Annotated in this window: 10 protein-coding genes; 5 read left to right on the top strand and 5 right to left on the bottom strand. The window is 59.2% G+C overall.

The annotated features are described in order from the left end of the window. Nucleotides 1-15: 15 nt before the first annotated feature. The 3 genes from KHO07_RS28545 to uvrD form a co-directional block, all read right to left on the bottom strand. Nucleotides 16-423, bottom strand: coding sequence for an SMI1/KNR4 family protein (locus KHO07_RS28545; protein ID WP_014720555.1), 408 nt, complete (start codon nucleotides 421-423; stop codon nucleotides 16-18). Between the two features lie 138 nt (nucleotides 424-561). Next, nucleotides 562-1440, bottom strand: a complete 879-nt coding sequence (locus KHO07_RS28540; protein ID WP_212626135.1) for a Tim44 domain-containing protein — start codon at nucleotides 1438-1440, stop codon at nucleotides 562-564. Between the two features lie 283 nt (nucleotides 1441-1723). After that, nucleotides 1724-3907 (bottom strand): DNA helicase II, encoded by a 2184-nt coding sequence (gene uvrD / locus KHO07_RS28535; RefSeq protein ID WP_212626134.1) that lies wholly within the window; start codon nucleotides 3905-3907, stop codon nucleotides 1724-1726. A 258-nt stretch (nucleotides 3908-4165) separates the two neighbouring features. Between uvrD and KHO07_RS28530 the strand changes: the two genes are divergently transcribed. Beyond that, nucleotides 4166-7036, top strand: coding sequence for an EAL domain-containing protein (locus tag KHO07_RS28530; protein ID WP_212626133.1), 2871 nt, complete (start codon nucleotides 4166-4168; stop codon nucleotides 7034-7036). 70 nt (nucleotides 7037-7106) lie between these two features. On the opposite strand, the gene KHO07_RS28525 is transcribed toward KHO07_RS28530, so the two are convergent. Beyond that, nucleotides 7107-7421 carry a hypothetical protein gene (locus KHO07_RS28525; protein ID WP_212626132.1) on the bottom strand — a complete coding sequence of 105 codons (315 nt, stop codon included), beginning with the start codon at nucleotides 7419-7421 and terminating at the stop codon, nucleotides 7107-7109. A gap of 341 nt (nucleotides 7422-7762) precedes the next feature. Here KHO07_RS28525 and hexR point away from each other — a divergent pair, with 341 nt between their 5' ends. Together hexR and KHO07_RS28515 are read left to right on the top strand one after the other, a co-directional pair. Continuing rightward, the gene (gene hexR, locus KHO07_RS28520; RefSeq protein WP_007954250.1) at nucleotides 7763-8629 is read left to right on the top strand and encodes a transcriptional regulator HexR; all 867 of its coding nucleotides are present in this window, start codon (nucleotides 7763-7765) and stop codon (nucleotides 8627-8629) included. 224 nt (nucleotides 8630-8853) lie between these two features. Next, on the top strand, nucleotides 8854-9066 hold the full coding sequence (locus KHO07_RS28515; RefSeq protein ID WP_212626131.1) for a hypothetical protein: 213 nt from the start codon (nucleotides 8854-8856) through the stop codon (nucleotides 9064-9066). On the opposite strand, the gene KHO07_RS28510 is transcribed toward KHO07_RS28515, so the two are convergent. Continuing rightward, nucleotides 9008-9970: a LysR family transcriptional regulator gene (locus KHO07_RS28510; RefSeq protein WP_150735867.1), complete on the bottom strand. Its 963-nt coding sequence runs from the start codon at nucleotides 9968-9970 to the stop codon at nucleotides 9008-9010. The two genes, KHO07_RS28515 and KHO07_RS28510, sit on opposite strands and share 59 nt — an antisense overlap. Before the next feature lie 190 nt (nucleotides 9971-10160). Here KHO07_RS28510 and KHO07_RS28505 point away from each other — a divergent pair, with 190 nt between their 5' ends. Both KHO07_RS28505 and oadA read left to right on the top strand, forming a co-directional pair. Beyond that, nucleotides 10161-11576 carry an acetyl-CoA carboxylase biotin carboxylase subunit gene (locus KHO07_RS28505; protein WP_056854322.1) on the top strand — a complete coding sequence of 472 codons (1416 nt, stop codon included), beginning with the start codon at nucleotides 10161-10163 and terminating at the stop codon, nucleotides 11574-11576. Nucleotides 11577-11587: 11 nt separating this feature from the next. Then, complete coding sequence (gene oadA, locus KHO07_RS28500; RefSeq protein WP_150735866.1) at nucleotides 11588-13396, top strand: sodium-extruding oxaloacetate decarboxylase subunit alpha; 1809 nt, start codon at nucleotides 11588-11590, stop codon at nucleotides 13394-13396. Nucleotides 13397-13500: the final 104 nt, after the last annotated feature.

Genomic DNA, 13500 nt, shown 5'->3' with positions numbered 1-13500 from the left:
GGGGCGTCAGCTGACTCAGCTTTCCAGCCAGACGTCCCGCGCCCAGTGCCATACCGATTCCCAGGTTTCTTCCGTCACCAGTTCTTCTTCGGCGGACCACAGCACCACGGTGCCGTCTTCTTCGACGCAGTAGTAATCGTCACCGTCCTGGCAGATCGGGATCAGGCTGCGATCGACGCCGGCATCCCAGGCGTTGGCGGCAACGTCTGGCAGGTAGGTGTGCGATTGCGGGTCGGTGACGGTCACCGGCTCCAGGCTGCCGTAGACCACGTCACTGACGGTCAGCAAAAATTCTCTGAAGACAAACGGGATGTCGATGAACAGTTGTTCTTCGATTTCCACCAGCAGGTCTTCGTCAGGCAATTCCAAGGGGACCGGTACCGGTTCGTTGGCTTCACGCAGTTGTTCGATGATTTCTTCCACGTCCGGGATCCTCTTGCTTGTATGGCGCGGTTTATATGGGGCGGTTTATACAGTAGCTCGCTATAGATGCAACCGCGAAATAGAAAACCCCGGCCGAGGCCGGGGTTTTTGTTGCCGCAAGTGAAGCGCGGAGGGTGATCAGCCGTTCTGGCGGATACCTGCCACCAGCCAAGGCTGGTTTTCGCCCTGTGGACGTTCCATGTTCCAGCTTTCGCTGAACACTTCGCCCTGGTCGAAACGCGAGGTTTTCGACACGCCGCTGAAGGTCAGGGTGGCGATGGTCTTGTCGGCGCGATCATCCACACCGTCCAGTTGTACATTGAGGTTATCAATGTAGGTCGACTGGAAGGCGTCGCCCAGGTCGGCACGTTCGCGCTTGAGGAACTCCAGCATTTGCGGGGTGACGAACTCGGCGATCTTGTCCATTTCATTTGCGTCCCAGTGCTGTTGCAGGGACTGGAAGTGGTTGCGTGCGGCTTCAATGAAGTTGCGTTCGTTGAACCAGGCTGGCGCATTGATCACCGGACGAGCGGCGACAGGTGCTGCCGAACCACCGAAGATCGAACCGCCAGCAGGCTTCTGTTCGAAAGCTTCACGCTGCATCGGCGCGTGGCCAGCCGGCGCGAATTGCTCCTGCTGCTTGCGACGACGGGCGGCGATGAAGCGGAAGACCAGGAACGCGATGACCGCCATGATCAGGATGTCGAAGATCTGCATGCCCTGGAAGCCGTCACCCATGAACATGGACGCCAGCAGGCCACCGGCGGCGATGCCCGCCAATGGGCCGAGCCAGCGCGAAGCACCGCTGGCCTTGGCAGCGGCGCCAGCGGCACCGGCAGCACCAGCGGTCGCCGCAGCGCCGCCCATGCCTGGAGAAGAAGGAGCCATCTGGCTGGTTTGGTGTGTCGGCGCAGCGCCTGCGCTTTTGCCACCACCGAAGCGCTTGGCGGCATTGACGTCGAGACTCATCGTCAGGCCGATGCACAACGCCATGGCGATGCTAAGAAAACGTTTCATAGAGGGAATTCCCATTTGTGGAAGGCACGCGCGCCATGTTGCACAGCTGAAGTGTTACTGGCTAGCGGCAGAGTGTTTCGGGCTTTTGCCTGACAGGTCGGGTTCAGCTTCAATCAGGGCAATAAGGCCTGTTAACTTTGGTCTGTAGGAGGAGTGGATAAGTTCTGTAGGAAAGACGCAGAACATGTGTGCGAGCCTGCTCGCGATCACGGACTCACAGGTCAAAAGTAACATCGACCGATGTACCGCTATCGCCAGCAGGCTGGCTCCTGGAGAAAGCGCTTTAAATCGCTTCCAGCTTGGCATACCCCAGCATCAGCCACTTGCTGCCTTCGCTGAAGTTCACCTGGACCCGCGCCTGTGCGCCAGCGCCTTCGAAGTTCAGGATCACGCCATCACCGAACACCGAATGCCGTACGGCCTGGCCGAGACTGAATTCGGTTTGGGGAATCTCGCTGCCGCTGAACAGGCTGCCGCCGCTCATCGACTGGTTGCCGCCAAACGGTCGACTGACGCTGTTGGAAAGCCGTACTTCCTGAATCAGGCCTTTCGGCACTTCGCGTACGAAGCGCGACACCTTGTTGTAGGTCTCGCTGCCGTACAGACGTCGGGTTTCAGCGTAGGTCATCACCAGGTTTTGCATGGCGCGGGTGATGCCGACGTAGGCCAGGCGCCGTTCTTCCTCAAGACGGCCAGGTTCTTCCAGGCTCATCTTGTGCGGGAACAGGCCTTCTTCCATGCCCACCAGGAATACGTAAGGGAATTCCAGGCCCTTGGCACTGTGCAGGGTCATCAGTTGAATGCTGTCTTCGTGCTCGTCGGCCTGGGTATCACCGGCCTCCAGCGATGCGTGGCCGAGGAATGCCGCCAGTGGCGTCAGGTCCTCGTCTTCTTCGCTGTTTTCGAAGTTGCGCGCGGCGCTGACCAGTTCCTCAAGGTTTTCTACCCTGGCCTGGCCTTTCTCACCTTTTTCCGCCTCATGGTAGGCAATCAACCCCGACTGCTCAATGACGGTCTGGGTCATCAGGTGCAGCGGCATCTCCATACACTTGGCGGCTAGGTTCTCGATCAGCTCGACGAATACCCCTAATGCGCTGGCGGCGCGACCGGTCAGGCCTTTGTTGGCCACCAATTGGCGCATCGCTTCCCACATCGACACATCGCTGTGACGCGCGTGCTCGCGGATGGCCTCAACGGTTTTTTCGCCGATGCCGCGGGCGGGTACGTTGATCACCCGCTCCAGCGCGGCATCGTTGCCTCGGCCTTCAAGTAAACGCATGTAGGCCATGGCGTTTTTGATTTCCGCGCGTTCAAAGAAGCGCTGGCCACCGTAGATTCGGTACGGAATGCGCTCGCGCAGCAAAGCTTCTTCCAAAACGCGGGATTGGGCGTTGGAGCGGTACAGAATTGCGATATCGCTGCGGGCCAGGCCGGTTTTCAGCGCACTTTCGATGGTTTCGACAACATAGCGCGCTTCATCGTGTTCATTGAACGCGGCGTACAGGTTGATGGCTTCGCCGTCGCCGCCGTCGGTCCACAATTCCTTGCCCAAGCGGCCGGTATTATTGGCGATCAAGGCGTTCGCGGCCTTCAGGATGCCGGCGGTGGAGCGGTAGTTTTGCTCCAGGCGGATGGTTTCGGCGTCCGGGAAGTCTTCGGAATACTGGTAGATGTTCTCGATTTTCGCGCCACGCCAGCCGTAGATCGACTGGTCGTCATCGCCCACCACCATCAGGCTGTCGCCACCCTTGGCCAGCAGACGCAGCCAGGCGTACTGCACGGCGTTGGTGTCCTGGAATTCATCCACCAGGATGTGCCGGAAGCGCTTCTGATAATGCGCCAGCAGGCCCGGGTGGTCGCGCCACAGGTCGAGGGCGCGTAGCAGCAGTTCGGAGAAGTCGATGACACCGGCACGCAGGCACGCCGCCTCATAGGCCTCATAGATGCTGCGCATGGTCGCCAGGAACAGGTCACCGCTGGCCTGAATGTGTTGCGGGCGCAGACCTTCGTCTTTTTGCCCGTTGATGAACCATTGGGCCTGACGGGCCGGCCAGCGTTGTTCGTCCAGGCCGAGCTCGCGGATCACCCGCTTGACCAAGCGTTGCTGGTCATCGCTGTCGAGAATCTGAAAGGTCTGGCTCAGGCCCGCTTCCTGCCAATGGGCCCGCAGCAAGCGGTGCGCCAGGCCGTGGAAGGTGCCGACCCACATGCCGGCCGGGTTGATACCCATCAGTTGCTCGATGCGGTGACGCATCTCCGCAGCGGCCTTGTTGGTGAAGGTCACCGACAGAATGGAGTGGGGCGACGCGTTTTCGACCTGGATCAACCAGGCGATACGGTGCACCAGCACTCGGGTTTTACCGGAGCCAGCACCGGCCAGGACCAACTGACGACCCACGGGGGCTGCTACAGCCTGCCGTTGGGCATCGTTGAGGGAGTTCAGCAGAAGGGAGAGATCATCGCGCATCGGGGCATTCTAGGGGGCGGCGTCACACCGGGCAAACCCCGCTTTGCATTAGCCGATGAAAGAGGCGCGCGGGACGACCGGTCAGTCATTGTCCACAAGCGTTGGCGGCACTCGGCTGGCGGCGTTTGCACGGGGTCGGCTGGCCAATATTTTTGTCTGTTTTTTGACCGGGAGCTGTTTGGTCGGGGCACTTGCTTGTGTATGCTCCGTCGACGTTTCGGGCTCATGCTCATCATTATAAGAACAAGAATATTGCCTATGACCCTCAGCCTCGACCTGTCGGGCCCCACTGCGCAGCCCCGGGTTATCCGTAAACAGTACGCCATGGAAATGGCGGTCGAACGCACGCGTCTGCTGTATCAGGGCTCTTTGCTGCCGACGCTGTTCATGTTGATCAATGGTCTGGTCTGCGCTGGTTTGCTCTGGAGTCCGCAGCGTTATTTCCTGGTCACGGTCTGGCTGGTTTGGCTGCTGTCGCTGGTGGCATTGCGGGTGATTCAGGTCGCAGCCTTCGATTCGGCCATTCCCAATCGTCAGGCCCACCCCATCTGGCGACGTATGTTTTTGCTGGGCTCCGGCCTCACCGGCTTGACCCTGGCCGGTGCCGGCATTGCCCTGGTTCCCGCCGATAACTTCATTCAACAAGCCTGGGTCTTCGGTCTTATCGGTGCCGCGGCACTTTCAGCGAGCGTGGCTTACGCCGTCAGTTTGCCTGCCTTTCTGTCATTTACCTTGCCCTGCCTGTTGCCGGCCATTGCCTATATGTTTTGGGGTGGCGACGAGCAGCAGCAAGGGTGGGGCTGGTTCGGGCTGATTTTGCTCGGCGCACTGAGCGTGGTTGCCTGGCAGGTCAATCGATTAATCGATCGCGGTCTGATGCGACGCTTTCAGAATCAGGCGCTCATCGAGCACTTGCAGCAGGCGCAAAGTTGCAGTGATCAGCTCAATCAGAAGCTGGCCAAGGAAATCGAACAACGTCGGCGGGCCGAGGACGAATTGCGAGAAATCCAGATCGATCTGGAAAACCGCGTTGCCCAGCGCAGCCTGGAGCTGGACGCCGCCAATCAGGCGCTGAGCAAGAGTGAAGCGCGCCTGGCGCTGGCGTTGAAGGCCAGTGAGCTGGGGCTGTGGGACTGGAATCTGCAAACCGACGAAGTTCACCACACACAGATTCAGGAATTGTTCGGCCTGGAGCCGGAACAGGTGACGGGAATCCTGCGTCACCTCAAGCCGCGGCTGCACCCAGAGGATCTTCCCGCACTGAAAAGGGCGCTGGTCGAGCATCTGAAAGGCCGCACCGAGGACTATCAGATCGAGTACCGCGTGCGGCATGGCGATGGTCACTGGGTCTGGATCGAGGACCGCGGGCGGGCGGTCGAACGCGCCGAAAACGGCAGGGTGCTCCGCATGGTCGGCACCCGTCGCGACATCAGCGTCAGCAAAGGTCTGGAAGCGCAGCGGCAATTGGCGGCGACGGTATTCGAAGCCGCCAGCGAAGGGATCGTGATTTTCGATCCGAATTACGCCCTGATCGCGATCAATCAGGCCTTCAGTCGGGTGACCGGCTATGACATCGAAGACATGATCGGCCGCAATGTCGTTGAGTTGCCGTGCAGCCGCGATGCACGTCGGCATTACGCGGCGATTCATCAGGCGCTGGAACAGCACGGCACCTGGCAAGGCGAATTGGTGGAAACCCGCAAGAACGGCGAGATGTATCCGCAATGGCTGCAACTGAATGCTGTGCGCGATACCCGGGGAAATGTCAGCCATATCGTGGGCTTCTTCGCGGATCTCTCGGCTCGCCGGGAATCCGAAGAGCGCATGCGCTACCTGACTCATTACGACGAACTGACCGGCCTGGCCAATCGCTCGATGTTCCGCGAACGACTCAGCGAAGCGCATCAGCGAGTGCGCCAGGGCGGTTATCGCAGCATGGCGTTGCTGCACATCAATCTGGATCGCTTCAAACAGCTGAACGACAGCCTGGGGCATGAAATCGCCGACCAGTTATTGCAGAAGATGGCCCGACGGCTGGTGAATGCATTGCCGGAAGCCGACACCATCGCCCGCTTGTCCGGTGACGAGTTTGCGGTGCTGTTCAACTCCTACGGCAACCTGTCGAGCCTCGCGCGGGTAGCGACGCGTCTGGCGAGCAAGTTGCGGTTGCCGGTGACTATCGAAGGGCATGAGTTGGTGGTCAGTGCGTCGATGGGTATCAGCCTGTTGCCGGACAGCGCCCGGGAAGTTTCGGCATTGGTCAGCCAGTCGAACATGGCCATGCAACACGCCAAGCATTTGGGGGGCAACAACTTCCAGTTCTATACCGATAGTTTGCAGGCCAGCACCCTGGAGCGCTTGCAACTGGAAAACCAACTGCGAAAGGCCGTCGAAGAGAAGCAGTTGAAAGTGTTTTACCAACCGAAACTGTGCCTGGACACCGGCAAGTTGAATGCCGCCGAAGCCTTGGTGCGTTGGGATCACCCGATCATGGGCCGTGTGCCACCGGGGGATTTCATCGGGTTGGCCGAGGAAACCGGGTTGATCGGGCCGATTGGCGAGTTCGTGCTGCGCCAGGCCTGTTGGCAAGCCTGTGAGTGGCAGCGGCAGGGGCTTGAAGCGATTCGGGTGTCGGTGAATCTGTCGGTGCATCAATTACGGCAGGGCAAGCTGGTCAGTCTGGTGCGTCAAGTGCTGGAAGAAACCGGCCTGGAGCCACGCTACCTTGAACTGGAGCTCACCGAAAGCCAGTTGCTCGATAGCGTCGAGCACATCATTGCGACGTTCCAGCAGCTACGTGATTTGGGCGTGAAACTGGCGATTGATGACTTTGGCACCGGCTACTCCTCGTTGAGCTATCTCAAGCGGATTCCCGTGGACTACGTGAAGATTGATCAGGCGTTTATCCGTGGCTTGGGGGAGGGCAGCGCAGACGCGGCGATCACTCGGGCAATCATCGCCATGGCGCACGGCTTGTCGTTGAAGGTGGTGGCGGAAGGGGTCGAGCGACGCGAACAGCTTGATTTCCTGAAAGCTGAGCGCTGCGATGAAGTGCAGGGTTATCTGGTCAGCCGTCCGGTGGAGGCCGAAACCCTGGCCGGCTTGCTGCAGGCGCAGACTGCTGGCTGAGAAGGAGGCGTCCCACTCCTCAGTAGCTGAGTCTGCGGGACGCCCGAATTGCCGGAAGCGTTATGAGTTATTAGTTGGTAATCAGTACTTTATCAATATGGTGCAGTAACTTGCCTTCGTAGAAGATGCTGACGCCGGTAACATTGGAATCGCCCGGAACTTTGTATTCAACGAACTTGTCGGTTTCGACTTGCAGCGAAACTTCATTCGAAGTTTCCAGTTTGAGTTCCAGGCGCAGGTCGAAGGACTTGTCCTGCAGCGCGGTCATTTCCAGCTTCGGTGTGATGCCGGTGTGCGCAACGGTTACCGTGCCGTAGGTGCGGAACGATGGGGCGCCTGGCATACGATCGATTTGTGCGGTCCAGTCTTTGGTTTTAATAGTCATGATATGTAGCTCCTTTAATTGGGTTTTGCTTCCTGCGGGAACTAATATACCCAGCTAAAGTTTGTTTTGGTTGGACTTTATTATTTGGATTTGTAAAGTGGCATGTATTGTTGTTAAGTGACCTTGGAGCGGTGTTTTTTATTTTTTATACAAGTAAATCTATAAGCTTGTGACCTCAAAAACCTGTTCCGCGGACCCGCGCCACGAGTGCTACATGAAGCGCGGGCACCTGAAATCGAGGGATTCGGTAACGCATTGAGCAGGCAAAAAGCCGATTCATGTAGTATAACTACAAGCGTGCTACATCCCCGGCACCTGCCAATAACAAAGAGTCCAGCCCTTTGAATCTGCTGCAACACATCGCCCAGTCTCGCCACCTGTTACGCAAGTCGGAGCTCAAGGTCGCCGATCACGTGCTGCTTGACCCTGCGGCCGTGATGCACAGCTCCATGGCCGACCTGGCCCACAGTGTCGGAATCAGTGAGCCGACCATCGTGCGCTTTTGCCGTGCCATCGGCTGTTCCGGGTTCCAGGACCTCAAACTGAAGCTGGCCCAAAGCCTGGCCGCCGGTGCGAGTTTCGGACAGTTCGCGATCCATGAAGACGATTCGGTCGCCGACTACAGCCTGAAAATCTTCGACACCACCCTGCATACCTTGATGGAGGTCCGAGAGAAGCTCGACCCACTGGAGTTGCAGCGGGCGGTGACGCTGATGTCCCAGGCCCAGCGTGTCGAGTTCTACGGGTTCGGCGCATCGGGCGCGGTCGCGGCGGATGCGCAGCACAAGTTCTTCCGTTTGCTGCTGACGGCGGCGGCGTATTCTGATCCGCACATGCAAGCGATGTCGGCGGTGACGTTGAAGCCGACTGATGTGGCGATCTGCATATCCCAGTCCGGGCGTTCCAAGGATCTGCTGATCACTGCCAATCTGGTTCGCGAGAGCGGGGCGTCGTTGATTACCCTGTGCCCGAGCCAGACTCCCTTGGCCGAGCTGTCGACCGTCAACCTGGCGATCGATGTGCACGAAGACACAGAGATCTATACGCCGCTGACCTCGCGTATCGCTCACCTGGTGGTGATCGACGTATTGGCGATGGGCGTGGCCATGGCGCGTGGGCCAAGCCTGGTCAACCACCTCAAGAGCGTCAAGCGCAGCCTGCGCAGTCTGCGGCTGTCGCCCAAGTCGGTGAAAGCGCTGGACGATTGATCCCAGGATTGGCACGGACTTTGTGGCGAGGGAGCTTGCTCCCGCTGGGGCGCGTAGCGGCCCCAAAAAATGGGCCTGCTGCGCAGTCCAGCGGGAGCAAGCTCCCTCGCCACAGGTATGCTTGCCGCCAACAAAACTTTCATCAGTCTGTAATGCTTGCGCCGCCAAACCGTCATCCCTCGCGCCTATCTTGAAACTCCCGTACTCGCCTTGGGAGACTCGAAATGGCCCAGCCCTACGAAGAACGCAACAGCGCTGTCAAAACCCGTCGTCAGCAGGAAGATCAGCGCCGCATGGAATTCCGCCGCGCCATTGAGGATCGCTGTGAGCGCCGTCAGCTTTTGGCCGAGATTGGCGATTTTCCTGAAGATCTGGAACTCAACTACTGGCAGGCGGCACCGATCGTTTCCCGTCGAAACGCTCAACCAGGGCGCTGATCTGCACCCGCTCGCTGCGCACAAACGCAAGGAATGCGTGAGCCACCGGTGACAGGCGTTTTGCCTTGGCCTGCACCAGGCACCAACTGCGGAACAGCGGCAATTCTTCTATTGGCAACTCAATCAGTCCGCCGGTTGCCAACTCAAGGTTCAGGGCATGGCGCGTCAACAGCGCCACGCCCAGACCCGCCAGCACACACTCGCGTTGAGCTTCGGCTGACGACACTTCCTGAGTCTGGTTGAAGTGCACGCGCTTCTCCTTGAAGTACTCTTCGCAGGCCATTCGCGTACCCGAGCCGGGTTCGCGCAGCAGCAGGGTGTAAGGCTCCAGGTCCTGCAAGCGCAATGGCCCCATGTGGCACAGTGGATGATTCGGTGGCGCCACGGCGACGATCGGATTGTTGAGAAATGGCAAGAACTCCAGGCCCATGTCCTGCGGCACCATGGACATGATGACCAGGTCATCACGGTTGTCCGAGAGGCGTCGAATCACTTGGCCACGGTTGACTACCGTCAGCTGCAGGTTGACCTCCGGATGCTGGCGCTTGAACGCGGCAAACAGGTGCGGGACGAAGTACTTGGCGCTTGATTCCACCGCCAGTTTCAGCTGGCCCTGCAAGGACCCCTGCATGTCCGATAGCTGCATATCGAGGTTTTCCAGGCGCCCGAAAATGTCCCGACTGGCACGTTGCAGTGCTTCGGCCGCTTCGGTCATGTAGAGTTTTTTACCGACGTAATCGAACAATGGCTGACCAATCAGCTCTTCAAGCTGACGAATCTGCAGGCTTACGGCCGGTTGTGTGAGCGACATTTCGTCGGCTGCGCGGCTGTAGGACCTCAGATCACACACTTCATTGAAGATTTGCAATTGACGCAATGTCATACGCATCAATGACTTACGCATTTCGTTAGCACTCTCGCCGCTGGCTGATGCATAAACTATAAGTCTTTACTTATGCGTGACCCAATAATTATTCATTTTTGTTAATCCCTTGTGGGCGCTAGTGTGGAGCCGCGACCAAACTGAAACATTTGGTCACGCGTCGACCTGGTCTAGCAGGTCGTGGGTACCACCGGCTCAAGGGAACCTCCAAGTGATAAAAAAGATCCTGATCGCCAACCGTGGTGAGATTGCCGTACGAATCGTGCGTGCCTGCGCCGAGATGGGCATTCGCTCGGTCGCGATCTATTCCGACGCCGACCGTCATGCCTTGCATGTGAAGCGTGCGGACGAGGCCCACAGCATTGGTGCCGAACCACTGGCCGGTTACCTGAACCCGCGCAAGCTGGTGAACCTGGCGGTGGAAACCGGTTGCGATGCGCTGCACCCTGGCTACGGCTTCCTGTCGGAAAACGCCGAGCTGGCAGACATCTGCGCCGAACGCGGTATCAAATTCATCGGTCCATCGGCCGAAGTGATTCGCCGCATGGGCGACAAGACCGAAGCCCGCCGCAGCATGATCAAGGCTGGCGTGCCGGTGACTCCGGGCACCGAAGGCAACGTGTCGGGCATCGAAGAAGCCCTGACCGAAGGCGACCGTATCGGTTACCCGGTCATGCTCAAGGCCACCTCCGGTGGTGGCGGCCGCGGCATTCGTCGCTGCAACAGCCGCGAAGAGCTTGAGCAGGCTTTCCCACGGGTCATTTCCGAAGCCACCAAGGCGTTCGGTTCGGCGGAAGTGTTCCTGGAAAAATGCATCGTCAATCCGAAGCACATCGAAGCACAGATTCTTGGCGACAGTTTTGGCAATGTGGTGCATCTGTTCGAGCGCGACTGCTCGATCCAGCGCCGTAACCAGAAGCTGATCGAAATCGCTCCGAGCCCGCAACTGACCCCGGAACAGCGCGCCTACATCGGCGACCTGTCGGTGCGCGCAGCCAAGGCCGTAGGTTACGAGAACGCCGGTACCGTGGAGTTCCTGCTCGCCGAGGGCGAGGTGTACTTCATGGAGATGAACACCCGGGTGCAGGTGGAACACACCATCACCGAAGAAATCACCGGCATCGACATCGTCCGCGAGCAGATCCGCATCGCGTCCGGCCTGCCGCTTTCGGTGAAACAGGAAGACATCCACCACCGTGGTTTCGCCCTGCAATTCCGGATCAACGCCGAAGACCCGAAAAACAATTTCCTGCCGAGTTTCGGCAAGATCACCCGTTACTACGCACCCGGCGGTCCCGGCGTACGTACCGACACGGCGATCTACACCGGCTACACCATTCCGCCGTTCTACGACTCCATGTGCCTGAAACTGGTGGTGTGGGCGTTGACCTGGGAAGAGGCGATGGACCGTGGTTTGCGAGCCCTGGACGACATGCGTCTGCAAGGGGTCAAGACCACCGCCGCGTACTATCAGGAAATTCTGCGTAACCCGGAATTCCGTAGCGGCCAGTTCAATACCAGCTTCGTTGAAAGCCACCCTGAACTGACCAACTACTCGATCAAGCGCAAACCCGAAGAGCTGGCCCTGGCCATCGCCGCCGCCATCGCCGCCCACGCAGGCCTGTGAGGAATACTCCAATGACTAAGAAAATCCACGTTACCGACACAATCCTGCGCGACGCCCACCAATCGCTGCTCGCCACCCGCATGCGCACTGAAGACATGCTGCCGATCTGCGACAAGCTCGACAAAGTCGGCTACTGGTCGCTGGAATGCTGGGGCGGCGCGACCTTCGACGCCTGCGTACGTTTTCTGAAAGAAGATCCGTGGGAGCGTCTGCGCCAACTGCGTGCGGCATTGCCTAACACTCGCCTGCAAATGCTCCTGCGCGGCCAGAACCTGCTGGGCTACCGCCACTACAGCGACGACGTGGTCAAAGCCTTCGTCGCCAAGGCTGCGGTCAACGGCATCGACGTGTTCCGTATCTTCGACGCCATGAACGATGTGCGTAACTTGCGCGTGGCGATTGAAGCGGTGAAAGCGGCGGGCAAACATGCCCAGGGCACCATCGCCTACACCACCAGCCCGGTGCACACCATTGACGCGTTCGTGGCGCAAGCCAAGCAAATGGAAGCCATGGGTTGCGACTCGGTGGCGATCAAGGACATGGCCGGCCTGCTGACCCCGTACGCCACGGGCGAACTGGTTCGGGCATTGAAAGCCGAGCAGTCGCTGCCTGTGTTCATTCACTCCCACGACACCGCTGGCCTGGCCACGATGTGCCAGCTCAAGGCAATCGAAAACGGCGCCGACCACATCGACACCGCGATCTCCAGTTTCGCCTCGGGCACCAGTCACCCAGGTACGGAATCGATGGTGGCTGCCCTCAAAGGCACCGAATTCGACACCGGCCTGAACCTGGAATTGCTGCAGGAGATCGGCTTGTACTTCTACGCCGTACGCAAGAAGTACCACCAGTTCGAAAGCGAATTCACCGCCGTCGACACCCGCGTTCAAGTCAACCAGGTACCGGGCGGGATGATTTCCAACCTGGCCAACCAGTTGAAAGAGCAGGGCGCGCTGAACCGCATGGGCGAAGTGCTGGCAGAGATCCCGCGCGTTCGCGAAGACCTCGGCTTCCCGCCGCTGGTGACCCCGACCTCGCAGATCGTTGGCACGCAGGCGTTCTTCAACGTGCTGGCCGGCGAGCGTTACAAGACCATCACCAACGAAGTGAAGCTGTACCTGCAAGGTGGCTACGGCAAGGCGCCAGGCACCGTGAACGAGAAACTGCGTCGCCAGGCCATCGGCAGCGAAGACGTGATCGACGTGCGCCCGGCCGATCTGCTCAAGCCGGAAATGGCCAAGTTGCGTGCCGACATCGGTGCACTGGCCAAGTCCGAAGAAGACGTGCTGACCTTCGCCATGTTCCCGGACATCGGTCGCAAATTCCTCGAGGAGCGTGCCGCGGGCACCCTGACGCCTGAAGTGCTGTTGCCGATTCCTGAGGCTGGCGGTGTTGCATCGGCCGGTGGCGAAGGCGTTCCGACCGAGTTCGTCATCGACGTCCACGGTGAAACCTATCGCGTCGACATCACCGGGGTCGGCGTCAAGGCTGAAGGCAAGCGTCACTTCTACCTGTCTATCGACGGCATGCCGGAAGAAGTGGTGTTCGAACCACTCAACGAATTCGTCGGTGGCGGCAGCAGCAAGCGCAAGCAAGCCACTGCACCGGGCCACGTCAGCACCACCATGCCGGGCAACATCGTTGATGTGCTGGTCAAGGAAGGCGACAGTGTCAAGGCTGGCCAGGCTGTGCTGATCACCGAAGCGATGAAGATGGAAACCGAAGTCCAGGCTGCCATCGCCGGTAAAGTCACCGCCATCCACGTGGCCAAGGGCGACCGCGTGAATCCGGGCGAAATCCTGATCGAGATCGAAGGCTGAGTTAACAGCCTCGATACAACGCTTTAAACCTCGGGGGGGCATGTGCTCCCCTTTTTTTTCGCCTGCGAATTCATTCTGGCAAACACCACATACCCTGTAGGTGC

The organism is Pseudomonas sp. PP3, assembly GCF_905336995.1.
Lineage (GTDB): Bacteria > Pseudomonadota > Gammaproteobacteria > Pseudomonadales > Pseudomonadaceae > Aquipseudomonas > Aquipseudomonas reinekei.
Note: the sequence above shows the minus strand (reverse complement) of the source record. Positions and strands in the feature narration are given on the sequence as shown.